We start from the raw sequence: 24,527 nt of genomic DNA, 5'->3' as shown, positions 1-24,527 counted from the left end.
AGTCCCGCCGGCCGAGCGCCGGCGTCGTCAGAGGAGTCCGACGAGGTCCGCGAACCAGTGGCCGTAGACGTCGCTGCCGGCCAGGGGCGGCACGATCAGGCCCGCGAGCAGGGCGAGGGGGGATCCGACCAGCAGCAGCGACGCCGGCAGATCCGAACGGGTCGTCATCTGTTCCTTGGTGGGGACCGTCGAGACCATCCCCACGGCGAAGGCGACCACGACGACGAGCAGACCGAGCACGCCGAAGACGACCATCCTGACGACGGACGGCCCGGGGTCGGCCTGCAGCGCCGCCATGTATCCCGCCGCGACAACGGCGATCAGCAGAGTGACGGCGAGGGTGACCACCTGGTCACGGAAGTAGACCCTCCGTCTCCTCACAGGCGCGGATTCGGCCTCCGCCGGCGACTCGGCCTCCGCCGGGGACTCGGCCTCCGCCGGAGACTCGACCACCGGTACGGGACCGGCCTCCGGTACGGGACCGGCCTCCGGTACGGGACCGGCCTTCGCCGGGGACGTGACCTCCGGTGCGGTCGGCAGGGCCTCGAGGGCGCGGAGGTAGTGGTACGCCTCCCCGAAGGCGGTCGTCTCCTCCGGGCTTGCCCCCAGTGCCCTGACGAGGTTCTCCAGACCGGCCCAGTGCGCGGGCAGGGCGCGGCCGGACAGCCACCGCTCGACGGTGGACTCCCCCTGGCCCCCGTCCGTGGCGCCGACGGCATCCTTCCCGAACGCCACGGCGAACATCGCGGCCGGTGGCCAGTCGGCTTCTCCGGCCCTGGCCCTCAGAGCCTTCAGCTGTTCCCCCAGATCGGAGCGGGAGGTGACCTGGTCCAGCCGGTCGAGGATCGGGGACGGCTCCGGCGCTGAAACCCTCTGTGTCCTCGCCGCCTTCGCGATGGTCACCCGGTATTCGAGTTCCGCCCACATCTGCGGCCGCTGCCTCACCCCGGCTGCGAGGATCCGTTCGTAGACGTAGTCGTACAGCTCGTGGACACTGATCGCCCCGTCCCTGTCGAGATCGGCCTCCCCGGTGCGGAGGCCTTCGATCACGGCTCCGGTGAACCTGGACCTGCCCGGCTCCAACGCGCTGACGTGATCGCCCTCCCAGGCGTATTCGGTGCGGTTGGTGGCCGTGATGACCGCACGCCCGTGCCCGGCCAGTTCATCGCGTACGTGGACCGTGGTGTCACCCTTGGTGCCGTGCAGGAAGGCCCCGCTGTAGCAGCAGTCCAGGAGCAGGACGATGGACCGGGCCCGGCACCGGCGCATCTGGATCTGCAGGAAGGAACCGGAGACGGCGGTGGAGGCGAGGAGCTTCTGGTCGGTGTCCCGCGCCGCGAAGTACAGCTCTCCGTTGTCGTTCTTGATCCCGTGGCACGACAGGTGCAGCAGCAGGAGGTCGTCCCGGCTCCGGTCGAGGAAGAACTCCTCCATCGCCCGGCTCACCTCGCCGTGGCGGCCGTCGATCACCGTCCGCACGGCGAAGTCACCGACCTGAGGGTCGCTGAGCACCTCGGCCAGACCTTCGGCGTCCGGCGCCGGCGAGCGCAATCGGCTCAGACCGGGGGTGTCGTAGCGACCGGTCGCGATGAGCAGGGCAAACCGGCCCCCGGGCATCGTGTGTCCCCCTTCAGACTTGCTCGGCCGTCCCGGATCGCGGCACCGATGCGTCCGGGCCCGGGCGTGGCACGGTTTCCACCGCGCTGCGCGATGGGGTGTGCCGGGAGATGAACTCCTCGATCAGTCGGCGCTGGTCGGCCGATGACACGGCTTCCACCTCCAGGCTGTCCTCACCCACGGTGATGCTGATCCTCCGGACCGGCCGGTTCTCGATCCACGCGTGCAGCAGGTGCACCAGACTACGTACCACGAACGGCGCCGCCGTCACCAGCAGGGCACCCAGGGTGATCACCTCGCCCGGTTTGGCTCCCTCCGGCGCCCCTCCCGCCCGTTCCAGCACGACGCCGTCGAACTCCTGCTCCAGCAGGTGCTCGCGCAACGCGAGCGTGCACGACTCCAGTTCCTCCGGATCGCTGTCAGGGCCGCCCTCGAGCACCACCCGGATCCGACTCGCCGTACTGCTCACTGTGCCCCCACGTACTCGACGAGCGATCAGCGTAGCCAAAACTTCCCCGCGGTACCCCGGCCAGGGGCGATTCGCGTACACGCGGCGGGTCGACGTCATACGCCGGGGTGCGGCTCGCACCGTCGGCCGCCTGCTCGACCGCCCTCTCCCAGGGGTGTCGGGCGCGCTTGTCATCGTCCCCCACCTGGCACTACTGTCACCACGCCTTGGTGATCGGGAAATCGGTGTGATGCCGGTGCGGCCCTCGCCACTGTGATCGGGAAGTCCGGCTCCGGCCCTCGCGGGCAGCCACTGGGTCCTTGTGACCCGGGAAGGCGGAGTTCGGGCGGTGGTACCCGTAAGCCAGGAGACCGGCCAAGGCACTTCAACCATCCACGAGGTGCTGGAGAGGGTCTGCTGAGCCATGCACATAGCCGAGGGTTTTCTGCCTCCGGCGCACGCGATCGCCTGGGGTGTCGCGTCCGCGCCGTTCGTCGTCCACGGAGTCCGGTCACTCACGCGTGAGGTCAGGGAGAACCCTGAGAGCACGCTGCTCCTGGGGGCCTCCGGGGCCTTCACGTTCGTACTTTCCGCTCTCAAGATCCCTTCTGTGACCGGGAGTTGCTCGCATCCCACGGGTACGGGTCTGGGGGCCATCCTGTTCCGTCCGCCGATCATGGCGGTGCTGGGCACCATCACCCTGCTGTTCCAGGCGCTCCTGCTCGCCCACGGCGGTCTGACCACGCTGGGCGCCAACGTCTTCTCGATGGCGATCGTCGGCCCCTGGGCGGGGTACGCGGTCTACAAGCTGCTCCGCCGGTACGACGTACCGCTGATGGTGGCGGTGTTCTTCGGCGCGTTCGTCGCCGACCTGTCGACCTACTGCGTCACCAGCGTGCAGCTGGCGCTCGCCTTCCCGGACCCGGGCAGCGGGTTCCTGGGCGCGCTCGGCAAGTTCGGCTCCATCTTCGCGGTCACACAGATCCCGCTCGCGGTGAGCGAGGGGCTTCTGACGGTGCTGGTCATGCGACTCCTCGTGCAGTCCAGCAAGGGGGATCTGACCCGGCTGGGCGTGTTCCTCTCGGGCAGGCAGAACCGGACCAGGACGGCCGAGACCGAGGCGGTGGCCCGATGAACAGGAACACGAAGATCAACGCCCTTCTGCTGGTCGTGGTGGCCGCGCTGGCCGTCCTGCCGCTGGCCCTCGGCCTCGGCGACGGCGAGAAGGAGCCGTTCACGGGGGCCGACGCCCAGGCCGAGACGGCGATCACCGAGATCGACCCCGACTACGAGCCCTGGTTCTCCCCGCTGTACGAACCGCCGTCCGGCGAGATCGAGTCGGCGCTGTTCGCCCTGCAGGCCGCGCTCGGCGCGGGCGTCCTCGCCTACTACTTCGGCCTGCGGCGCGGGCGCCGTCAGGGCGAGCTGCGGGCGGCCGTGCGGCAGGACGGCGATGCCGTCGGGGAGTCCGCGGCCCGGGGGAACTGAGCGCGTGCTGCCGATCGACGCGGCGGCGCACAGCTCTCGCTGGCGCCGCCGCCATCCCGTGGACAAGGCCGTGCTCGGTCTGGGTCTCACCGTTCTGGCGATCTCGCTGCCGCCGTGGCCCGGTGCCGCCCTCGTCCTCCTCACCGCCGTCGCCGTGCTGCTGGGGCCGGCCGGTGTGCCCGCCCGTCAGCTGTGGCGCGCGTACCGGGTTCCCCTGGGCTTCTGTGTCACCGGCGCGGTCACCCTGCTCGTGCAGGTGGGCGGGCCGGGCGGGTTCGTGGCCCTGGCGGACGGCGGGCCGGTACGCGCCGGGGAGCTGCTGCTGCGCACGTCGGCGGCGTCCCTCGGGGTGCTGCTGTTCGCCTTCACCACTCCGATGTCCGATCTGCTGCCCCGCCTGGTCAGGGCGGGGGTGCCCGCGCCGGTGGTGGATGTCGCGCTGGTGACGTACCGCATGAGCTTCCTGCTCCTGGACTCGGTGCGCCGGATCCGGGAGGCGCAGGCGGCCCGGCTCGGGCACACCACCCGGGCCGCCGCCTGGCGCTCGCTGGCGGGGCTGGGCGCCACCGCCTTCGTCAGGGCCTTCGACCGTGCGGCCCGCCTCCAGGCCGGGCTCGCCGGGCGCGGTTACGACGGGACCCTGCGCGTCCTGGTGCCCGACGCCCGTGTCTCCGTCCGGTTCGTGTCCGTGAGCGTCACCCTGCTCGCGGCCCTCACCGTCCTGACCCTCGCCCTGGAAAGGCCCTTGTCATGAGCGACCCCGTGCTGCTGTCCCTGCGGGGCGCGTCCTTCGCGTACGAGGACGGCCCCACCGTGCTCAGCGGCCTCGACTTCGAGGCGCGTGCCGGGCGTGCGCTCGCCCTGCTCGGCCGGAACGGCAGCGGGAAGACCACGCTGATGCGGCTGCTCAGCGGCGGGTTGCGGCCGCGCGACGGGCAGTTGAGCGTCGAGGGGCGCCCGGTGACGTACGACCGCAAGGGGCTGACCCGGCTGCGCACCACGGTCCAGCTGGTGGTGCAGGACCCCGACGACCAGCTGTTCGCCGCGTCCGTCTTCCAGGACGTGTCGTTCGGGCCGCTGAACCTGGGCCTGCCGGACGCCGAGGTGCGGGCGCGGGTGGACGAGGCGCTCACCGCACTCGACATCGGTGCGCTGGCGGACCGGCCCACCCATCTGCTCTCCTACGGGCAGCGCAAACGTGCCGCCATCGCGGGCGCGGTCGCGATGAGGCCCCGTGTGCTGATCCTGGACGAGCCGACGGCCGGGCTCGACCCGGACGGCCAGGAGAGGCTGCTGGCCACCCTCGGCACACTCCGCGACAGCGGCACCACGGTCATGATGGCCACCCACGACGTCGACCTCGCCCTGCGGTGGGCCGACGACGCCGCGCTGCTCACGCCCTCGGGTGTCCGTGCCGGGCCGGCGCCCACGATGCTCGCCCGTACGGATCTCCTGCGGGAGGCGGGGCTGCGGCTGCCGTGGGGCGTCGCGAGTGCCTCGCTGCTGCGCGCGCAGGGACTGCTGGACTCCACGGCGCCCGGCCCCCGTACCGCCGAGCAGCTCGCCGGCTTCGTCCCGGACACGGTCGGACGGCCCGGAGGCGGCCGGCCGGTCAGATGACCCGGAAGAGGTCCCCGGCGGCATGGACGTCGGTCAGGTCCTCGATGCTGCGGAGGTTGTCGCACAGGGCGTCCAGGACCGTGCCGGGGGCGGTGGCCTGCGGGACGCCGACCGCCAGTCCGAAGGAGCGGAAGCCGAGCGTGTGCTTGGCCTCGTTCCAGCCGCGCATCCACCCCTCGGTGACATCGCACTCCCCGTCGGTGATCATCACGATGTCGCCGCGCCTGCGGCCGTCGTCGTTGTACTCCTTCTCCAGCAGCCCGACCGCCGCCGAAAGGGGCGCCCGGTAGTTGGTTCCGCCCCCGAAGAAGTGCTCGGCGAAGTCGAGTACGTCCTCGATGGCGGCGGGCCCGGAGGCCGGGAAGCGGCACACCTTCAGGGACTCGGCGGAGGAGAACAGGATGCCGACGAAGTCGCGCTGCGTCCGGCGGGCCTGGTCCAGCAGGGCCAGGGCGCACGCCTTGGACCACGCCTCGCCGGTGATCCCGCCGGGGCCGGGGCGGCTCATGGAGTTGGAGCAGTCGACACACGCGATGACGGCGCCCTTCCCCGTGGTCTGCTCTCCCCGGCTGTCGTACAGCATCAGCCGTGACTCGGCGTACTTCGCGGCGAACACGCTCCTCATGGCCGGTACACCGAGGTTGGCCAGTTCGGAGGGGATGACCCGGGAGAGGTCGTCGCCCAGGGTGATCCCGACCAGTTCGCCCCGGGCCTGTTCGATCCTGCGGGCGTTCTCCCCGGCGGCCATCTGCCGGAACCGGCCGATGAGGTCGGCGAACGGGCCCAGCCGGCCCGAGCGCAGCCGCTCGGCGAGCTGGGCCCGCCGGCCGAACGGCATCCGCTCCAGCTCTCCCGGGCCGACACCCCACGCGCGCATCAGCTCGGACTCGTCGCGGGACTGCTCGGCCGCCCTGGCGCTGCCGCTCCGGGCGGCGGCACGGATGCCGGGGGCCGCCGCTGCGAGTGCCTGCCCCGCTTCCGTGGCGGCCTGACGTGCGGCGGCGTCCGCGGCTTCGGCCCTCTCGATCGCCTGGGCGAGGGCGTCGGCCGGCCCGTCCGGCACCGTGCCGTCCTGGTCCGCCTCCTCGGCGGCCTGCTGGAGCGCCCCCGCGACCTCGGAGGCCGCCCGCTCGGCCTCGTCCCGGGTGGCCTCGGCGCGCCGGATCTGCCCGGCGGCGTCCTCGGCCCGCTCCAGCATGGCGCGCAGGGCGTCGGCCTGGGCGAGTACGGCCGTGGCGGCGGCGTAGGGGTCGCCGGACGTCTCGCGGTGCAGCTCGGCGAATTCCGGGCTGCCGGTCATGGCCGTGATCACCTGGTGGTTGACCAGCCGTGAGGGGTCCATGGCGGCCCGGTCGCGTACCTGAGGGCTGACCTTGTAGGCGGCCAGGAACGCGTCGGTGAGCAGGTCCTCGGTGTGGTCGTGGCGCTGGTTCAGGGCGTGTGCGAGGTGCCGGAGCCCGGTGGTCGCGGCGCAGGCGTCGCGCCAGGCCATCGTGTCGAACCGGTCGGCGGCCACCGCGGTGGTCGCCCGCCCCCGCTCGGCACCGGAGGCGGCCGTGCCGAGCCACTTCCCGGCCCGGTCCGTGAGCTCCGTGAGGTCCTTCAGTGCCCCGCCCATGGTCGTGTCCCCCGCCCCCCTCAGAGCTGGGCCTGCACGATGCTCGCGTCCACCCCGAGCGCCTCGGTCAGGACCCGGGCGTGGACGGCGCGCTGGAGGATGATCACACGCTCGACGGCGGTGGTGGAGCGCTCGGCGGTCTCGGCCTCCCCGCGGAGCCGCTCCAGCTTCTTGCCGGCCATGTTGAGTTTGGTCATCGCTTCCCTGATCGCCCAGTCGGCCAGGGCCTCGCGGGACTGGCCCGCCTTCGCGTCGAGTTCGGCCTCCAGCTCCTCGATGGCGTCCGCGAGGTCGAGGGCTTCCCTGGCGTCCGGGTTCACCAGGTGCAGGACCTCGCGCTCGACGGTGGGACGCTCGGCGGGCGAGTCCCACAGCACATGGGTGAGCACGGACAGGTCGTTGCGGTCCACCGCGTCACGACCGTCCAGGAAGGCGCTGGCCTGCAGCAGCCTGACCGACTGGCGCCAGCGGCGGTCGGAGGCGATCAGTTCCTTGCGACGCAGGGCGGCGCGCAGCGTGCAGACGGCGTCCACGATCGCGTCCGGGACGGCCACGGCCGGGACGCCGTCGGTCACGGCCCGCCGGAGCTCGGACAGTTCCACCGTGGTCCGGGCGGTGGCGGCGGGCGCGGCGACGGCGGAGCGCACCAGGCCGGCGAAGTTGGAGGGGTCGGCGAGGTAGCCCACTTCCAGCCGTACCAGCAGTCGGTCGTAGATCGCGGCGCTGTCGTCGCCGGTGGGCAGTTCGTTGGAGGCGGTGATCGCGCTGATCAGCGGGCAGTGGATGGGCTCGCCGCCGTTCTCCGGGTGGTAGACGCGTTCGTTGAGCAGCCCGAGGGTCTCGTTCAGGGCCGCGGTCGAGCACTTGAAGATCTCGTCGATGAACGCGATGTGCGCGGTCGTCGCCCGCCCGTCGAAGATCTGCCGGTACTCGCCGCGGCTCAGCGCCCCCACGTCGATCGGGCCGAACATCCGGGTGGGCGCGGTGAACTTGCTGAGCAGGATCTCCCAGTAGTTCGCGCTCTCGATCCGGCCCGTCAGCTCCCGCGCGAGCTCCGACTTCGCGGTGCCGGGAGGTCCCAGCAGCAGCGCGTGCTGACCGGCCAGCATCGCCACCGCGAGCGTCCGTATGACGTCGTCCCGCTCGTAGAACCGCCCGGACAGCTCGGCGGTGATCGCCCGCAGCCGCTCCGCCGTGTCCTGTGCGCCCATCGCCGTCTCCCTGCTCGTGATCCCGCCCGGGGCCGATGCGTTACGGAGCCGCCCCGCCCCCGCCCTCATTATGCCGAGCCGGGCCCGGCCGGATTCCGAAAGGGCGGGGGCGGGGGCCGGGCAGCACCACCGCATTCACGAAGTGACGGCACGCGCCGAAATCACCGGGGAAATCACGGCGATGAGCGTCGGAACGGGAATGGCCGCGCCCGGGCCCGCGAATTCGTCACGGAGTCGCCCCGAACTCCCACAGGCCGAACCACTGTACGAATATGCCATGTGAAACGCCACCGGCATGCGCCCCGCCCCACCAGCGGGGATGGTGTCGAATACTGAGAACCGGACGTGCTCCGTCACACAATTCGGCTCGATGGGCATCGACTTTCGGACTCTTCACAAAGGGTTAACTTCATAAGCCCTCGGGCCTGTTAGCGTCCCGAAGGAGGGATGAAGGCCACGAGGAGGTGAAGGGTGCGCGGAGCGGCGGTCCGGTTCGTACTCGCGTTCCTGATGGGCTTCCTCCTGGCGCCGCAGCCCGGCACATCGTCGGCGCACGCCCATTCCTCCGCCCCGGGTATCCGGGCGGCCGGTGCTCTCCCGAACGCCCCCGTGGGAGAGACGCACGGGGAGTACGGCACGTGCGGCACCTCCGATCGCGGGGGCGAGTCGAACGGTCTTCTGCGCCAGCGTGACCGCCATCGCTCGGCGACCGTGCCCGGCCCTGACACACCGTCGCGTTCCGTGGTCGCCGGTGACGCCGGCGGGATGCTCGCACCGGCGGCCGTCGCCGCGATGGGCAGCGCCCACCACTCCTCCAGATCGACCACGGCGCACTCCTCCCCCGCCCTGCAGGTGTTCCGCTGCTGAGCTGCCCCGCAGCGCCCGGCCTTCCGCTCCCCCTGCCTCCGTCCCCGCTTCCGTCCTGAGGGACCCGACCGGCACGGGGTCATGTCGCGCTGCCCTCACAGCCCGTCATTTCTCGTACGTATGCCGACGCGCCGCCCTCCGGCGCGCCAGGAGGTACCACTGGTATGCATTCCCCCGTCGATCGTTCCCCGTCCGAAGTCCTACGCGGCGGCGACAGCAGCGGCTGGGCGCCCCCGCCCGGCGACGTGCGCTCGGCCCCCTTCCGCACGGGATGAGGGCCGCCATGGACCGGGTCACCGCGTTTCCCCACCTGCGGCAGGACTTCGCCGCGTCACTCGTCGTCTTCCTCGTCGCCCTGCCGCTGTGCGTGGGCGTCGCCGTCGCCTCGGGCGTCCCGGCCGAACTGGGGCTGATCACCGGCATCGTGGGCGGTCTCGTCACCGGCGCGATGCGCGGCAGCAGCCTCCAGGTGTCGGGGCCGGCCGCCGGTCTCACCGTGCTCGTCTTCGAGGCCGTCCAGTCCTTCGGGCTGCCGGCGCTCGGGGTGATCGTGCTGGTGGCGGGGCTCCTGCAACTGGTCATGGGCGCGCTGCGGCTCGGCCGCTGGTTCCGCGCCATCTCCGTCTCGGTCGTCGAGGGCATGCTCGCGGGCATCGGGCTCGTCCTCATCGCGGGTCAGCTCTACGCGGCCGCCGGCGTCGAGGCACCGCTCACCGGCACGGGCAAGGTGGCCGGCGTTCCGGGGCTGCTGGTTGACACCGTGTCCAGTCCCGCGGCTCTCACCTCGCTCGCGGTCGGCGCCGCGACCATCGCCCTGATGGTGGGATGGTCCAGGATGCCGAAGCGGGTGCGGGCCGTTCCCGGCGCACTCGCCGCGGTCGTCCTGGCCACCCTCGTCTCGTGGGCGTTCGGCCTGCCGGTGGAGACGGTTCGGGTCCAGGGCCTGCTCGACGCCGTCCAGGCCCCCGCGCTGTCCGAGTTCGGCGGGCTGGCGAGCCTGAGCCTGCTCGGCACGGTGGCCGCCTTCACCCTGATCGCCTCCGCGGAGAGCCTGTTCAGCGCGGCCGCGGTGGACCGGCTGCACGACGGTCCGCGTACCGAGTACGACAAGGAGCTGATGGCCCAGGGCACGGGCAACACCGTGTGCGGGCTCCTCGGGGCGCTGCCGATGACCGCGGTCATCGTGCGCAGCTCGGCCAACGTACAGGCGGGTGCGCGGACGAAGGCGTCCCGGGTGCTGCACGGGGTGTGGCTGCTGCTGTTCGCGGCGCTCCTGCCGTCCGCGCTGGAGCTCATCCCGCTGCCCGCCCTCGCCGGCATCCTCATCCACGCGGGGTGGAAGCTGATCCCGCTGCGCGCGCTGGTGGTGCTGTGGCGTGAACACCGCGGCGAGGCGCTGATCCTGGTGGTCACGGCCGTGGCGATCGTGACGGTGAACATGTTCGAGGGTGTGCTGACCGGTCTCGCCCTGTCGGTGGCCAAGGCCGCCTGGGACGCCTCGCACATCAAGCTGGAGGTCGTCGACAGCACCGGCGATCTCGTGCGGGCCCGGCTGTCGGGCAACGCGACCTTCCTGCGGCTGCCGAAGATACTCGACAGCCTGGAGTCCCTGCCCACGGACCGGCCCATCGCGCTGGACCTGTCCGGGCTGCACCATCTGGACCACGCCTGCCGTACGGCTCTGGAAAACTGGGCGGAGCGGCACAGCGCGTCGGGGACGGAGCCCGTGCGGCTGACCCGGACGGATGTGGTGGAGGCGGCTCCGGCCGGCCCCTGAGGGCGCGGGCCGGCAGCGCGGCCCGACCACCCGGGCCGGGTGCGGTCCGGATGCGCGAACGGCTCGCCGGGTGCCTTCCGAAGGCGTCCCGGCGAGCCGTTCCGCGCGGCGTCAGCCGTTGGGCAGGATGACGGCGCGTCCGTTGATCTTGCCCGCGTGCAGCCGCTCGTAGGCGAGCGGTGCCTCGTCGATGGAGTACGTCTCGACGTGGACGTCCACGGCGCCGGCGTGGGCGAGCTCGATGACCTCGGCCAGTTCCCTGCGCGAACCCCAGTACGGCGCGGAGACCGACGTGGCGAAGGGCAGGACGCCGAATCCGACGGGCAGCAGGCCGCCGCCGATCCCGACGATGGTGACGTCGCTGTCGACGGAGGCGACCGCTCCGGCCGTCTTCACGGTCGGCTCGGCGCCGACGAAGTCGAGGACGACCTCCGCCCCGATGCCGCCGGTGAGTTCGCGGACCTTCGCGGCGGCGTTCTCGTCGGACAGCACCACCTCGTGCGCGCCCACGGTCCGGGCGAGCGCCAGCTTCTCCTCGGTGACGTCCAGCGCGATGACCCGTACGGCGGTCATGGCGCGCAGCAGCTGGATGGCGACGTGGCCGAGTCCGCCGGTGCCGATGACCACGGCGGTGGCGCCGGGGGTGAGCTTCGGCAGCGAGCGCTTGATCGCGTGGTACGGGGTGAGGCCCGCGTCCGTGAGCGAGACGGTCTTGACCGGGTCCAGGTCGCCGATGGGCGTCAGGTGCCGGGCGTCGTCGACGATCATGTACTCGGCCATGGCGCCCGGGTTGCCGAGCCCGGGCGGGTTGATGCCGAGGTCGGCGGCGCGCAGGCAGTAGTTCTCCCGGCCTTCCGCGCAGTTCACGCAGGTGCCGCAGCCCCACGGGCCGTAGACGGCGACCGCGTCCCCCACCGAGACGCCCTCGGCGCCGTCGCCGAGGGCGGCGACCGTACCGACGCCCTCGTGGCCGAGGGTGAGCGGCAGCTCGTAGGGGAACCCCTCGGCGGGCCAGCTCATCACGGCGATGTCCGAGTGGCAGACGCCCGCGGCGCTGACCTTCAGCAGGATCTGGCCGGGCCCCGCCACGGGCTCGGGTATCTCGACGACCTCGGGGGCGGCGCCGACGGTGCGGTACTGGACGGCTTTCATGTCTCTCCTTCGTTCTCCGTACTTCCTTTGTGGCCCTCGTGGTGGCGGTGCGCCACTCGGGGATCAGGGAGCGGAGTAGCCGCCGTCCACCAGGTGGTAGCTGCCGTGGATGAAGGAGGCGCGGTCGGAGAGCAGGAAGGCGATGACTTCGGCGACCTCCTCCGACGTGCCGAGGCGGCCCGCCGGGTGCAGGGAGACGAGGTGGTCGCGGGCGGGTCCGTCGGTGTCGCGGAGCAGCGGGGTGTCGATGAAGCCGGGGCCGACCGCGTTGATACGGATGTTCTGTGCCGCGTACTCGAGTGCGGCGGTCTTGGTGAGGCCGACGACGCCGTGCTTGGCGGCGACGTAGGCCGGGGAGTTCGCGAAGCCGTTGGTGCCGAGGATCGACGAGACGTTGACGACGGCGCCGCCGCCCGCCGCCTGGAGGGCCGGGAGCTCGTAGCGCATCGAGTAGAAGACGCCGCTGAGGTTGGTGGCGACGACCCTGTTCCAGTCGTCGATCCCGTAGGCGCCGGTGGGCTGCGAGGGACCGCCGATGCCGGCGTTGTTCACGGCGAGGTGCAGGGCGCCGAAGGTGTCGACGGCGAACCGTACACCGGCCTCGACGGAGGCGGGGTCGGTGACGTCGAGGGCGACCGCGGCGGCGCGGGCGCCGGTGGCGGTCAGCTCGTCGGCGGCCCTGCGGGCGCTCTCCTCGTCGTAGTCGGCGACGACGACGGCCGCGCCGCCCGCGGCGAGCCGCCGGGAGAGGGCGAGGCCGATGCCGGAGGCGCCGCCGGTGACGAGGGCGGTCCTGCCGGCGAACTCCGCCTCGGGGGCGGTGGGGAGGTTGGTGCTCATGAGGTACTTCCTTGCGTGGTGCTGTGGGGCGCCGGCCCGTCCTGCCGGGATTCCAGCAGGTCTGCGGAGAGGGCGTCGAATGCGTGTACGACGAATTCGGGCAGGGCGGCCGGCCGGCCGCCCCGTACCCATGCCGCCTGGGCCGCGAGGAGCGCTCCGGCTCCCGCGGCGACGGCCACGGCGGGCCGGAGGTCCCGTCGTGGGTCGACACCGAGCCGCTCCGCGAGAATCGCCACCGACTCCTCCTGGGCGTCCACCCGGATGTGGTGGTACGCCGCGTACAGAGTGGGTTCCTCCTCGGCCATGACCAGCAGGTCGAAGATGCGTGGCCGCAGATGCCAGGGCCGCGCCTCCGTGTCGTCGAGCCAGTCGAGGACGGCACGGCGGTAGGCGGTGAGCGGCGGCTCGGCCGGGGGGCGCTCGCGGAGCGCTCGGTTGATCCTTTCGCCGTCGCCCCGCACTGCGTCGAGGACGGCGGCCTCCTTGTTCGGGAAGTACCGGCTGAAGGTGCGCCGGTCCACGTCGGCCGCCTGCGCGATCTCCTCGACCGTCACATCCCGCAGACCGCGTTCGAGTACAAGATCGAACGCGCTCTGCGCCAGCGTGTCCCGGGTCCTGCGCGCCTTGCGGCCGCGCCGGTCCGGGCTGCTTCCTGTCGAACTCATAGATTCACCGTACACCTTTAAATGTCCCAGTGGGACATGTGTCGCGCCGGGACATTGACGCACGAGGGGCCCGGAGGGAGCCGTGCGGCTTCCTCCGGGCCCCTCGGGGGCACCTGCCGGACTTACGGCGTGGACTCGCCTCCGTCCGGCGCCTCCCGTCCGCGCCTGCTCAGCTCGCCCGGCCACCAGGCCTTGGGCCCGATGTCGCGGACCAGCGCGGGCACCAGCAGCGAGCGCACGACGAGGGTGTCGAGCAGCACCCCGAACGCGACGATGAACGCGATCTGGACGAGGAAGGCGAGCGGGATCACGCCGAGGGCGGCGAAGGTGGCCGCCAGCACGACACCCGCCGAGGTGATGACCCCGCCGGTGGTGGTCAGCCCGCGCAGGACGCCCTGCCGGGTGCCGTGGAGCAGGGACTCCTCGCGGACCCGGGACATCAGGAAGATGTTGTAGTCCACGCCGAGCGCGACCAGGAAGACGAATCCGTACAGCGGCACGGAGGAGTCGGTCCCGGTGAAGCCGAGGACGTGCTCGAAGACCAGCGAGGCGACGCCCAGGGTGGCGAGGAAGTTGAGCGCCACCGTGGCCACGAGGAGCAGCGGCATCAGCAGCGAGCGGAGCAGGCCGATCAGGATGACGAGGATGATGACCAGCACCACCGGCACGATGATGTTGCGGTCGTGCTCGGCTGTCTTCTGCGTGTCGTACTGCTGCGCGGTGTAGCCGCCGACGAGCGCCTGGGCGCCCGGAACGGCGTGGACCGCGTCACGCAGCCGGGTGACCGTCTCCTTGGCGGCGTCGCTGTCCGCGGCGTCCGCCAGGGTGGCATCGATGCGCACCCGTCCGTCCACGACGAGCGGGTCCCCGCCGCCCGGACGTCCGGAGGTGCTCAGGACGGTGACACCCGCGACGCCGGGCACGTCCTCGGCGGCCGCGACGACCTGGTCCGAGCGGTCCGCGTCGGCGATCACGACGGCAGGGTTGCCCGATCCGCCGGGGAAGTGGCGGCCCAGGGTCTTCTGCGCGGCGACCGACGGAGCGTCGTTGACGAAGATCTCCTCCAGGGGCACTCCCTTGGAGTTCAGCGTGGGCATGAAGGCCGCGCAGGCCAGGAGTCCGATCAGCGTGACAGCCCACACCTTGCGCGGGGAGCGGTCGACCAGGGCGGCGACCTTGGTCCAGATCCCCTTCGACCCCGACGCGGCCTCGGCCTGCCCCTTCTTCGGGCCCGAGGGCCAGTACGCGGCCCTGCCGAGCAGGACCAGGACGGCGGGGAGGAAGGTGAGGGCGCTCAGGACGGAGCACACGATGCCGATGGCGCCCACGGGCCCCAGCGCACGGTTGTTGGTCAGATCGCTGAGCAGGAGGGCGAGCAGCCCCAGGGCCACCGTCGCGGCGCTGGCCGTGATCGGCCCGGCGGACTCACGCAGGGCCGCGCGCATCGCGGTCCACCGGTCGGACCGCCGTCCGAGCTCCTCGCGGAACCGCGCGGTGAGCAGCAGCGCGTAGTCGGTGGCCGCGCCGATGACCAGGATGGACAGGATGCCCTGCACCTGGCCGTCGACCCGGACGATGTCGTGGTCCGCCAGTACGTAGACGATCGCGCAGGACACACCGAGCGCGAAGACCGCGCCGACGATGATGATCAGCGGGAGCAGGACGCTCCGGTAGACCAGCAGCAGGATGACGAGCACGGTCACGAGCGCGACACCGAGCAGAAGTCCGTCGATGCCGGCGAAGGCGTCGGACAGGTCGGCCTGGGATGCCGCGGGGCCGGCCAGGTGGACGACCGTGCCGGGTACGCCTTCGGCCGCAGTGCGGATGTCCGCGACCGCGTCGGCCAGGCCGTCGCCGAGGTCAGGCCTCAGCTGGACGACCCCCTCCAGCGCCTGACGGTCCTTCGACGGCAGGGCCGGGCTCACCTGGCCTGTCGCACCGGATCCTTTCCCCGCCGAGGCGAGTGCCGCCGTCGCGGCCTTCTGCTGCTCCCCGTCGAGCCGCCCGCCCTCCTCGTCGGACGTCCAGACGACGATGGCGGGGACGGTCTGCTGCTTGCTGAACGCCTTCTGAGCCTCCACGACCCGGGTGGACTCGGCGCTCTGCGGCAGGAACGAGGCCTGGTCGTTGGTGGCGACCTCCCCGAGCTTCCCGGCGTACGAACCGAACATCCCGCCGACGACGAGCCAGGCCAGGACGAGGAACACAGGGACAAGAATCAGCCGGCGTACCGGCTTCGATGCGGTGGACATGGCACTCCTGGGTCGGCCGCGATCTCTCAATCATGATGTATCTCAATCATTGAGATTACATGCGCGCATGCCCCACCCTCGCACCGGCACGGCCCCACACCCCTGCACCGGCGTGCCGGTTCAGCGCCGAGGCACCTGCATGCGCGCCAGTTCGCCGTTCATCCGGGCGAGGAAGGCGAGCGCGGCCCGCAGCTCCTGGGGCTCGGCGGCGGCCCGCGCGCCGGCCGCCGCCTCGGCCAGCGGCATGAAGAAGGAACGCGCTGCGGCCTTCGCCCCCGGCTCGTAGTACAGGTGCACGACGCGCCGGTCGGAGCTCTCCCGCGCACGCCTGATGTGACCCGACCGTTCGAGCCGGTCCAGGCACGCGGTGACCGCGCCGGACGTCAGACCGAGGTGTTCACGCAACCGCCCGGGCGTCAGCGGCACATCCGCGTCGAGGATCGCGCCGAGGGCCTGTACGTCCGTGGCGTGCAGGCCCTGCGCGTGCGCGAAGGAGTGGACCAGCCGGTTGATCTCGCCGTTCATCCGGCGCAGTTCGACGGCGAGGGCCTGGAGCTCCGACACCCCTGCGGCGTCCACGTCCGATCCGTCGTGAGGGGTGTCTGTGCTGTCCACCGCCCCATCCTAGGCCGCGCGCGGCGGCGCACCCCGGCCGAGCCGTCCGAAGACGCACTGCCGCCTCCTTCTACAGTGCTGTAGATTTGGCGCGCCGCCACGGCTCCCGGAACCCCCGGGCCTCGGGAGAGCGCCGCTCCACCGCCACCAGGGAGAAGACAGCCGTCATGTTCGGAATCAGCGAGATCGCGATCTTCCTCATCATCGCCGTCCTGATCTTCGGTGCCAGGAAGCTCCCCGAACTCGCCCGCTCCCTGGGCAAGTCGGCCCGGATCCTGAAGAGCGAGGCGCAGGCCCTCAAGTCCGACGGCGTCTCCCCCACCGTCCCGGCGGACCCGCCGGCCGACGGAGCGCACGACCCGCGCGTCATCCCCGGTACGGCCACCGAGAAGCCCGGACCTCGCTGAGCCACGCCCGCTCCGCCACCCGGTGGGGTGGGCTTCGGCGTGTCCGCACCCGTGCGACCGGTGGAACTCCCCGCAGGGGGCACGGTTGGGTGCAGGAGACACGAGCCGGAGCGAGGGGTCATGGAGAGCAAGGACGACAGCGGCGGACTGCGGTGTCTGGTGACGGGCGCGACGGGATACATCGGGGGCCGCCTCGTCCCCGAGCTCCTGGAGGCCGGTCACCGGGTGCGCTGCCTGGCGCGGACCCCGGAGAAGCTGCGGGACCTCCCGTGGGCGGGCCAGGTCGAGGTGGCCAAGGGGGATGTGACCGACGCGGAGTCGGTGGGCACGGCGATGCGCGACATCGACGTCGCCTACTACCTGGTCCATGCGCTCACTTCGGGGCCGGGCTTCGAGCGGACGGACCGCGAGGCGGCACGGATCTTCGGTGAGCGGGCCAGGGCCGCCGGCGTCCGGCGCATCGTGTACCTGGGCGGGCTGACCCCCGCCGGCGTCCCCGAGCGGGAGCTCTCCGCCCATCTGCGGTCGCGCGCCGAGGTCGGGCGCATCCTGCTCGACTCGGGCGTGCCGACGGCCGCGCTGCGCGCCGCGGTCATCATCGGTTCGGGTTCGGCCTCCTTCGAGATGCTGCGCTACCTCACCGAACGGCTTCCGGTCATGGTCACCCCGAGCTGGGTGTCGACCCGGATCCAGCCGATCGCCGTACGGGACGTCCTGCGCTACCTCGTGGGCAGCGCGCGCATGCCCGCCGAGGTGAACCGCACCTTCGACATCGGCGGGCCCGACGTCATGACGTACCGCGACATGATGCAGAAGTACGCACAGGTCGCCGGGCTCCCCCACCGGCTCATCCTGCCGGTGCCGATGCTGTCACCGGGCCTGTCCAGTCACTGGGTCGGGCTGATCACCCCCGTGCCCGCCTCGATCGCCCGCCCGCTCGCCGAGTCCCTGCGCTACGAGGTCGTCTGCCACGAGCACGACATCGCCGACCATGTCCCGGACGGCCCCGGGCAGCCCTTCTCCTTCGCCACGTCGCTCTCGCTGGCGTTGCAGAGGGTGCGCGAGGCGAAGGTGACGACCCGGTGGTCCTCGGCGTCCACCCCGGGCATTCCCAGCGATCCGCTGCCCACCGACCCGGACTGGGCGGGCGGGAGCCTCTACACCGATGTGCGCGAGCGCGATGTGGATGCCTCGCCCGAGGCCCTGTGGCGGGTCGTCGAGGGGATCGGCGGCGAGAACGGCTGGTACTCGCTCCCGCCCGCCTGGGCGGTCAGGGGCTGGCTGGACCGGCTGGTCGGCGGGGTGGGGCTGCGCCGGGGCAGGCGGGACGCCCAGCGGCTGCGGGTCGGTGACTCCCTGGACTTCTGGCGGGTCGAGGAGATCGAGCCCGGCCGGCTGCTCCGGCTGCGCGCGGAGATGCGGCTGCCCGGCCTGGCCTGGCTGGAGATGTACGTGGAGAAGCGCGAGGGCGGCGGTTCGCGCTACCGGCAGCGTGCCGTCTTCCATCCGTCCGGGCTGCTCGGTCACGCGTACTGGTGGAGCGTGTCGCCGTTCCACGCGGTCGTCTTCGGCGGGATGGCGCGCAACATCGCGCTGGCGGCCGGCCGGGGGACCACGGGTGGTGCGGCATGACGGTGGCGATCGTCCTGTTCACCTCGGACCTGCGGCTGCACGACCATCCGCCGCTGCACTCGGCGCTCGCCTCGGCCGACGAGGTGGTGCCCCTGTTCGTCCTGGACGACGGGGTGGAGGCGGCCGGGTTCGCCGCTCCGAACCGGCGCGCCTTCCTGGCCGACTGCCTCCGGGACCTGGACGCGGGACTCCGGGAGCGCGGCGGGCGCCTGATCCTCCGTGAGGGGGAGGCGGCCGAGGAGGCCGCCCGGGTCGCCTCCGAGGCGGGGGCGGACTCGCTCCATGTGGCGGCGGGCGTCAGCGCGTACGCGCAGCGCCGGGAGGAGAGGCTGCGCGAGGCCCTCGCGTCCGTGGGCTGCCGGCTGGACGTGCACGACACGGTGGGCACGGCGGTCGCGCCCGGCGAGGTGGTCCCCTCGGGAGCGGACAGGGACCACTTCGCCGTCTTCACCCCGTACTTCCGCCGCTGGTCCGGGCAGGGTCTCCGCTCCCCGCTCCGGGCGCCCCGCACCGTGCGTGTCCCTCAGGGGCTCGGGTCCGCCGGTCTCCCGTCGCGGACCGCCGTACGGGGCCTGTCGCCGGGGCTCGCCGAGGGCGGGGAGGCCGAGGGGCGCAGGCTGTTCACGGCGTGGCGCCGCCATGGGCTCGCGGCGTACGAGGACCGCCACGACGACCTCGCGGGCGACGCGACCTCGCGGCTCTCGCCGCACCTCCACTTCGGCACGCTCTCCCCGACCGAGCTGGTCCACCGTGCCCGCGCCGCCGGCGGTCCGGGCGCGGAGGCCTTCGTGCGGCAGGTGTGCTGGCGGGACTTCCACCACCAGGTCCTGGCCGCCCGCCCGGCGGCCTCCCGCTCCGACTACCGTCCACGGCAGGACCGGTGGCGGACCGGGCGGACCGCGGCGGACGACACGGCCGCCTGGAAGGAGGGCCGCACCGGCTATCCGGTGGTCGACGCCGCCATGCGCCAGCTGCTCCACGAGGGCTGGATGCACAACCGGGGGCGGCTGCTGACGGCGAGTTTCCTCGCCAAGACGCTGTACGTGGACTGGCGCACCGGGGCGCGTCACTTCCTGGAGCTGCTCGTGGACGGGGACGTCGCGAACAACCAGCTGAACTGGCAGTGGGTGGCGGGGACGGGGACGGACAGCCGCCCCAACCGGGTGCTCAACCCGGTGACCCAGGCCAAGCGCTACGACCCGGACGGTGCGTACGTACGCCGTTGGGTGCCCGAGCTGGCGGGGATCTCCGGGTCCGCCGTGCACGAGCCGTGGAAGCTGCCGGAGCGGGAGCGCCACGGCTATCCGGAGCCCGTCGTCGTGCTCTCCGACGGGCTGGCCAGGTTCAAGGAGGCACGGGGGCTGGACTGAGCCCGCGCGGGCCGGGGCCGCGCCCGGGTCAGACCTTGCGCCAGCGGGCGTTGGCCCAGGAGAAGAGGCCGAAGGCGGCCAGACCGATGGCGATGAGGACGAGGAGCCAGGGGCCGGCGGGGGTCTCGGTGAAGGACCGCAGGGTGTCGTCCATGCCCTTGGCCCGGCCCGGTTCGTGCCGGACGGCGGCCGCCACGGCGAACCCGCCCGCCGTCGCGAAGACCGCGCCCCGGACGGTGCCGCCGAAGACGCCGACGACGTCGACGGCCTGACGGCTCCTCCGCGTCATCTCCCCCGTCTTCAGGTGCTTGTGGTACTTGCGGGTGAGGGCACGGAAGGCCATCCAGAGGCCGGCGGCGATCACGCCGACGCCCGCGAGCCCCACGATCCACTGGCCGCCGGGCCATTCGAGGGCCCGCGCCGTGACGTCGTCGGTCTGACGATCGCTCGATCCGCTGCCGCTGCCCTTGTCGCCCGCCGCGTAGGAGAGCACGGAGTACGACACGAAGGCGTAGAAGACGAAGCGCGCCGCGGCCACGGCGCGCTTGCCCGGCTTGTGGCCGTCGGGGCCGGCCTGGCCGAAGAACGCCTCGGACAACCGCCACAGCGCCATGCCCGCCAGGGCCACGCCGAGCACCCACAGCAGGACGCTCCCGAAGGGCTTCTCCGCTATCTCGGCGATGGCGCCACCCCGGTCGGCCTGCTGTCCGCCTCCGTCGGAGAAGGCGATGCGCAGGGCCAGGGTCCCCACCAGGAGGTAGATCACACCGCGCGCCACGAACCCCGCGCGGGCGCCGATCTCCACGGCTCGGCTGCGGGAGGCTCGTCTCGCCCGGCCGCGTGCATTCATCGACAGTGCGTTCGCATTCATGCACTGCCGGATGCCCCTCAATCGACGATCAATGCGGGAAAGTTACGCGCCCTCGTCCGCCTGGTCGCTCTGCGCCGCCTGCCCCTTGGCGCGGCGGCCGACCACGGCGGCCGCACCCAGGGCGCTGCCCGCGAAGGCGAGGGCCATGACCCACGGACGGTCGAGGACGTGCCCGGTGGCATGGTCCACGGAGTAGCGGCCCGCGCCCGTCACCCCGATCGCGGCGGCGACGAAGCCGAGGAACGCCGGGTACTCGTAGCCGCCGCCCATGGCGAAGAAGCCGGCGGGCGCGTGCACGGCGACGGCGCCCGCCATCGTGCCGGCCGCGGCGGCGCCCGCCGCGGGGGTGGCGAGGCCGAGGGCCAGCAGGACGCCGCTGCCGGCCTCACCGAGTCCGGCCGCCAGGGCGCTGTGCTTGGGCGGGTGGAAGCCCATGGCCTCCATCGCGGCGGTGGTGCCCTCGATGCCCCCGCCACCGAACCACCCGCACAGCTTCTGGCTCCCGTGGGCCGCGAGGACGGCGCCCGTGCCGACCCTGAGTGCGAGGAGTCCGGCGTCGCGCCGGTTGATGCAGGCCATGGGGTGTCTCCTGTCGACAAGGAGGGGAGCGGCGGTGAGCCGTACGGATTCCACTCTCGTCCGGGCCGGGCGGCGAGGCCGGATGCTGTTACGCCATCCGTGTACCGGGCCTTGCGGGGACTGCGACGTACGTCATTGTGCAACTTGTTGCATAACGGGGGCCGGGTGGTCTACAACTGGCTCGACGCCACCTTCGAGGAGACCCGGATGAGCCCGTACCCCACCCTGCTGAGCCCGCTCGACCTCGGATTCACCACGCTCCCGAACCGGGTGCTGATGGGGTCGATGCACATCGGTCTGGAGGAGGTCGAGCGCGGCTTCGAGCGGATGGCCGCGTTCTACGCGGCCCGCGCCCGCGGCGGGGTGGGCCTCATGGTCACCGGCGGGATCGCGCCGAGCGAGCGCGCGTGCTCGTTCCCCGGGGGCGCGAAGATGACGACCGAGGCCGAGGCGGAGCAGCACCGTGAGGTCACGGACGCGGTGCACGCGGCGGGCGGGCGGATCGCGATGCAGATCCTGCACTTCGGGCGCTACGCCCATCACCCCGATCTGGTGGCACCCAGCGCGCTCAAGGCCCCCATCAGCGGGTTCACCCCGCACGCGCTCGACGACGACGAGGTCGAGGAGACCATCGAGGACTTCGTCCGGGCGGCGGAGCTGGCGCGGCGCGCGGGCTACGACGGTGTCGAGATCATGGGCTCCGAGGGCTATCTGATCAACGAGTTCATCGTCGCGGCGACGAATCACCGGGAGGACCGCTGGGGCGGTTCGTACGAGAACCGCATCCGCTTCCCCGTCGAGATCGTGCGCCGTGTGCGGGAGCGGGTCGGCCCCGACTTCATCCTGATCTACCGGCTGTCCATGCTGGACCTGGTGCCCGGCGGCTCCACGCTGGAGGAGGTCGTCCACCTGGCCCGTGCGATCGAGGCGGCCGGGGCGACCATCATCAACACCGGGATCGGCTGGCACGAGGCCCGCATCCCGACGATCGCCACCTCGGTGCCGCGCGGGGCCTTCACCTGGGTGACGGAGAAGGTACGGGGCGCGGTCTCCGTGCCGCTGGTGACCAGCAACCGCATCAACACCCCCGAGCTGGCCGAGGAGGTCCTCGCCTCGGGCCGGGCGGACATGGTGTCGATGGCCAGGCCCTTCCTCGCCGACCCCGACTTCGTCACCAAGGCCGCCGAGGGCCGCGCCGACGCCATCAACACGTGCATCGGCTGCAACCAGGCCTGCCTGGACCACATCTTCAGCCTGCGGATCACCTCGTGCCTGGTGAATCCGCGCGCGTGCCACGAGACCGAGCTGGTGCTCTCGCCGACCCGCGTCCGCAAGCGCGTCGCGGTGGTCGGCGCGGGGCCGGCAGGGCTGGCGTGCGCGGTCACGGCCTCCGAGCGCGGGCACACGGTGACGCTGTTCGACACGGCCGAGGAGATCGGCGGCCAGCTGAACGTCGCGCGCCGGGTGCCCGGCAAGGAGGAGTTCGCCGAGACGCTGCGCTACTTCCGCACCCGGCTCGCCGAGGAGGGGGTGGAGATGCGGCTCGGCACCCGCGCCACGGCCGGGGCTCTCGACGGCTTCGACGAGGTCGTCCTGGCCACCGGTGTCGAGCCCCGCTCCCCCTCGATCCCCGGCGTCGGGCACCCCAGCGTGGTCAGCTATCTGGACGTCCTGCGGGACGGCGCCGAGGTCGGTGACCGGGTGGCGGTCGTCGGGGCGGGCGGCATCGGCTTCGACGTCGCCGAGTTCCTGACCGACGGGGGCGACGCGGCGAGCCTGGACCCGGAGGTCTTCTTCCGGCAGTGGGGCGTGGACACGGACTACGCGGACCGCGGCGGGCTGCGGGCCCCGGAGCGCCCGAAGTCCCCGCGCACGGTCCATCTGATCCAGCGCAAGGCGAGCAAGGTCGGGGCGGGGCTCGGGAAGACGACGGGCTGGATCCACCGCACCGAGCTGCGCCACCGCGGCGTGACGATGATCGCGGGCGCCTCGTACGACCTGATCGACGACGAGGGCCTGCACCTCACCGTGGACGGCGAGCAGCACCTGCTGCCGGTCGACACCGTGGTGCTGTGCGCGGGCCAGGAGCCGCGGCGTGAGCTGTACGAGGAGCTGCGCGCCGCGGGCCGTCCGGTGCATCTGATCGGCGGCGCCGACGTGGCGGCCGAACTGGACGCCAAGCGGGCGATCCGGCAGGGCACGGAGCTGGCCGCCGGGCTGTGAACCACCGCCGGCTCCGTCCCTAGGATGCTGCCCATGTCACTCCCGCACGCGATCCTCACCGCCCTGCTCGAGAAGCCGTCGTCGGGTCTCGAACTGACGCGCAGGTTCGACCGGTCGATCGGCTACTTCTGGCCGTCCACGCACCAGCAGATCTACCGCGAGCTGGGAAAGCTGGAGCAGGCCGGCCACATCCGGGTGCTGCCCGCGGCGCGGCCCGCCCGTGGGCAGAAGAAGGAGTACGAGGTGCTGCCGGCGGGACGCGAGGCGCTGAGGGAGTGGGTGTCGCTCGCCGAGGACCCGCGGCCGGTCCGCGACCCGCTGCTGCTGAGGATGCGGGCGGCCGCCGTGGTGGGCGCCCCCGGGCTGGCCGGGGAGCTGCGCAGGCACCTGGCGCTGCACCGGGAGCAGCTGGCGGAGTACCTGGAGATCGAGCGGCGGGACTTCCCGCCGGAACGGACCGCCGACGAGGACCGGCTGCGCCGTCTGGTGCTGCGCGGCGGCATCGACCTGGAGACGTTCTGGACGGGCTGGCTGACCAGGGCGATCGACGAGCTGGACGGCCCGGGGCCGGGGAGCGGCGACACCCGCTCCCCGGACGGCTCCCGGCCCTCCGGCCAGGACGCGTGATCCCGCCGGCCGGGAACGCGGTGGCTGCCCCGGGGCCGGCAGGCGTCAGGACACCGGCCCTCGCCCGTCCCGCAGTCGCGCGGCGAACGCCCGCGCGGCTGCCATGTCCTCGTCGTCCGGCCGCTGTTTCCGGATACCGCCGACCAGCTTGAAGGGCAGCATGGTGTCCAGCGCCCGGCACGAGAAGTTCCCGTCCACCTGGAAGCCCTTGCTCTCCAGGAGCCTGACCAAGGGGCGGGAGAAGGGCACCGGCGGCAGCTCCGGAAACCCGCTGGTGGCGAATACGAACGCCCGGCCCGGCCCGGTGGGCAGTTTCCTGACGACGTCGGTCAGGCGGGGGTGGAGCCTCTGGTAGAAGACGCCCGAGCCGAATCCCACGAGGTCGGCACCGGTCAGCTCCGCCGGGTCGGCCTGCTCGGGGGAGACGACCTTCGCGCCCAGCACCTGGGCCATGCTGTCGGCGACACGACGCGTATTGCCGTGCGACACGGAGGCGCACACGATGACGGCTTTCATTCCGACGATCCCTTCTCTCGCTTCCGTCATGACGACAGCGCAGCGCCGTCAGATCTGACACCAATCGAGTGTGATGCGCGTCACACGCATGCGGAGCGACGACGATCCGCCGCGCCGAGCCCGGCACCCACC

General features: G+C 72.4%; 23 protein-coding genes and 1 riboswitch. Of the genes, 11 read left to right on the top strand and 12 right to left on the bottom strand.

What is annotated here, in order from left to right; translation table 11 throughout:
* Positions 1-27 precede the first annotated feature (27 nt).
* Both ACZ607_RS18315 and ACZ607_RS18310 read right to left on the bottom strand, forming a co-directional pair.
* Positions 28-1,617 carry a caspase, EACC1-associated type gene (locus tag ACZ607_RS18315; protein ID WP_469735710.1) on the bottom strand — a complete coding sequence of 530 codons (1,590 nt, stop codon included), beginning with the start codon at positions 1,615-1,617 and terminating at the stop codon, positions 28-30.
* Positions 1,618-1,630: 13 nt separating this feature from the next.
* Positions 1,631-2,086 (bottom strand): hypothetical protein, encoded by a 456-nt coding sequence (locus ACZ607_RS18310; protein WP_469735709.1) that lies wholly within the window; start codon positions 2,084-2,086, stop codon positions 1,631-1,633.
* A 190-nt stretch (positions 2,087-2,276) separates the two neighbouring features.
* Positions 2,277-2,459: riboswitch (cobalamin riboswitch) on the top strand.
* 30 nt (positions 2,460-2,489) lie between these two features.
* Here ACZ607_RS18310 and ACZ607_RS18305 point away from each other — a divergent pair.
* Genes ACZ607_RS18305 through ACZ607_RS18290 form a run of 4 tightly spaced genes read left to right on the top strand, consistent with a single transcriptional unit; the run spans position 2,490 to position 5,173 of the window.
* A complete protein-coding gene (locus tag ACZ607_RS18305) occupies positions 2,490-3,200 on the top strand; it encodes an energy-coupling factor ABC transporter permease (protein ID WP_099175598.1) in 711 nt (236 codons plus the stop codon).
* Entirely contained in the window at positions 3,197-3,553 is a 357-nt protein-coding gene (locus ACZ607_RS18300; RefSeq protein ID WP_469735708.1) for an energy-coupling factor ABC transporter substrate-binding protein, read from the top strand. Before ACZ607_RS18305 ends, ACZ607_RS18300 begins: the two co-directional genes overlap by 4 nt.
* 4 nt (positions 3,554-3,557) lie before the next feature.
* The gene (gene cbiQ / locus ACZ607_RS18295) at positions 3,558-4,307 is read left to right on the top strand and encodes a cobalt ECF transporter T component CbiQ (protein ID WP_469735707.1); all 750 of its coding nucleotides are present in this window, start codon (positions 3,558-3,560) and stop codon (positions 4,305-4,307) included.
* Positions 4,304-5,173, top strand: coding sequence for an energy-coupling factor ABC transporter ATP-binding protein (locus tag ACZ607_RS18290; RefSeq protein ID WP_469735706.1), 870 nt, complete (start codon positions 4,304-4,306; stop codon positions 5,171-5,173). Before cbiQ ends, ACZ607_RS18290 begins: the two co-directional genes overlap by 4 nt.
* On the opposite strand, the gene ACZ607_RS18285 is transcribed toward ACZ607_RS18290, so the two are convergent.
* Together ACZ607_RS18285 and ACZ607_RS18280 are read right to left on the bottom strand one after the other, a co-directional pair.
* Positions 5,166-6,791 (bottom strand): VWA domain-containing protein, encoded by a 1,626-nt coding sequence (locus ACZ607_RS18285; protein WP_469735705.1) that lies wholly within the window; start codon positions 6,789-6,791, stop codon positions 5,166-5,168. The genes ACZ607_RS18290 and ACZ607_RS18285 overlap by 8 nt on opposite strands.
* 20 nt (positions 6,792-6,811) lie before the next feature.
* On the bottom strand, positions 6,812-8,002 hold the full coding sequence (locus ACZ607_RS18280; RefSeq protein ID WP_469735704.1) for an AAA family ATPase: 1,191 nt from the start codon (positions 8,000-8,002) through the stop codon (positions 6,812-6,814).
* Positions 8,003-8,473: 471 nt separating this feature from the next.
* On the opposite strand from ACZ607_RS18280, the gene ACZ607_RS18275 reads away from it, so the two are divergent.
* Both ACZ607_RS18275 and ACZ607_RS18270 read left to right on the top strand, forming a co-directional pair.
* Positions 8,474-8,869 (top strand): hypothetical protein, encoded by a 396-nt coding sequence (locus ACZ607_RS18275; RefSeq protein WP_469735703.1) that lies wholly within the window; start codon positions 8,474-8,476, stop codon positions 8,867-8,869.
* Positions 8,870-9,152: 283 nt separating this feature from the next.
* Complete coding sequence (locus tag ACZ607_RS18270; RefSeq protein WP_469735702.1) at positions 9,153-10,646, top strand: SulP family inorganic anion transporter; 1,494 nt, start codon at positions 9,153-9,155, stop codon at positions 10,644-10,646.
* Positions 10,647-10,757: 111 nt separating this feature from the next.
* On the opposite strand, the gene ACZ607_RS18265 is transcribed toward ACZ607_RS18270, so the two are convergent.
* The 5 genes from ACZ607_RS18265 to ACZ607_RS18245 all read right to left on the bottom strand — a co-directional run bounded on the left by ACZ607_RS18265 (position 10,758) and on the right by ACZ607_RS18245 (position 16,170).
* A complete protein-coding gene (locus ACZ607_RS18265) occupies positions 10,758-11,798 on the bottom strand; it encodes an NAD(P)-dependent alcohol dehydrogenase (protein WP_469735701.1) in 1,041 nt (346 codons plus the stop codon).
* A gap of 63 nt (positions 11,799-11,861) precedes the next feature.
* Positions 11,862-12,638, bottom strand: coding sequence for an SDR family NAD(P)-dependent oxidoreductase (locus ACZ607_RS18260; RefSeq protein ID WP_469735700.1), 777 nt, complete (start codon positions 12,636-12,638; stop codon positions 11,862-11,864).
* Positions 12,635-13,303, bottom strand: coding sequence for a TetR family transcriptional regulator (locus ACZ607_RS18255; protein WP_469735699.1), 669 nt, complete (start codon positions 13,301-13,303; stop codon positions 12,635-12,637). Before ACZ607_RS18255 ends, ACZ607_RS18260 begins: the two co-directional genes overlap by 4 nt.
* A gap of 122 nt (positions 13,304-13,425) precedes the next feature.
* Positions 13,426-15,555, bottom strand: a complete 2,130-nt coding sequence (locus ACZ607_RS18250) for an MMPL family transporter (protein ID WP_469735698.1) — start codon at positions 15,553-15,555, stop codon at positions 13,426-13,428.
* 120 nt (positions 15,556-15,675) lie between these two features.
* The gene (locus tag ACZ607_RS18245; RefSeq protein WP_469735697.1) at positions 15,676-16,170 is read right to left on the bottom strand and encodes a MarR family winged helix-turn-helix transcriptional regulator; all 495 of its coding nucleotides are present in this window, start codon (positions 16,168-16,170) and stop codon (positions 15,676-15,678) included.
* Positions 16,171-16,337: 167 nt separating this feature from the next.
* Here ACZ607_RS18245 and ACZ607_RS18240 point away from each other — a divergent pair, with 167 nt between their 5' ends.
* From ACZ607_RS18240 to ACZ607_RS18230, 3 genes are all read left to right on the top strand, one after another.
* Positions 16,338-16,577 carry a twin-arginine translocase TatA/TatE family subunit gene (locus tag ACZ607_RS18240; RefSeq protein ID WP_469735696.1) on the top strand — a complete coding sequence of 80 codons (240 nt, stop codon included), beginning with the start codon at positions 16,338-16,340 and terminating at the stop codon, positions 16,575-16,577.
* Between the two features lie 120 nt (positions 16,578-16,697).
* Entirely contained in the window at positions 16,698-18,209 is a 1,512-nt protein-coding gene (locus ACZ607_RS18235; RefSeq protein ID WP_469735695.1) for an SDR family oxidoreductase, read from the top strand.
* Entirely contained in the window at positions 18,206-19,579 is a 1,374-nt protein-coding gene (locus ACZ607_RS18230; RefSeq protein WP_469735694.1) for a cryptochrome/photolyase family protein, read from the top strand. Before ACZ607_RS18235 ends, ACZ607_RS18230 begins: the two co-directional genes overlap by 4 nt.
* A gap of 28 nt (positions 19,580-19,607) precedes the next feature.
* Here ACZ607_RS18230 and ACZ607_RS18225 read toward each other — a convergent pair whose 3' ends face one another.
* Both ACZ607_RS18225 and ACZ607_RS18220 read right to left on the bottom strand, forming a co-directional pair.
* Positions 19,608-20,450: a DUF1206 domain-containing protein gene (locus ACZ607_RS18225; RefSeq protein ID WP_469735693.1), complete on the bottom strand. Its 843-nt coding sequence runs from the start codon at positions 20,448-20,450 to the stop codon at positions 19,608-19,610.
* A 42-nt stretch (positions 20,451-20,492) separates the two neighbouring features.
* Positions 20,493-21,029, bottom strand: coding sequence for a DoxX family protein (locus tag ACZ607_RS18220; protein ID WP_469735692.1), 537 nt, complete (start codon positions 21,027-21,029; stop codon positions 20,493-20,495).
* A gap of 207 nt (positions 21,030-21,236) precedes the next feature.
* Here ACZ607_RS18220 and ACZ607_RS18215 point away from each other — a divergent pair, with 207 nt between their 5' ends.
* A complete protein-coding gene (locus ACZ607_RS18215) occupies positions 21,237-23,252 on the top strand; it encodes an oxidoreductase (protein ID WP_469736608.1) in 2,016 nt (671 codons plus the stop codon).
* 33 nt (positions 23,253-23,285) lie between these two features.
* Positions 23,286-23,879, top strand: a complete 594-nt coding sequence (locus tag ACZ607_RS18210) for a PadR family transcriptional regulator (RefSeq protein ID WP_469735691.1) — start codon at positions 23,286-23,288, stop codon at positions 23,877-23,879.
* Between the two features lie 45 nt (positions 23,880-23,924).
* On the opposite strand, the gene ACZ607_RS18205 is transcribed toward ACZ607_RS18210, so the two are convergent.
* Entirely contained in the window at positions 23,925-24,395 is a 471-nt protein-coding gene (locus ACZ607_RS18205; RefSeq protein WP_469735690.1) for a flavodoxin family protein, read from the bottom strand.
* Between the last annotated feature and the right edge of the window lie 132 nt (positions 24,396-24,527).

Source organism: Streptomyces sp. NPDC104381 (assembly GCF_055583745.1).
The sequence above is the reverse complement of the archived record's forward strand: the minus strand, read 5'-3'. Positions and strand labels throughout refer to the sequence as shown.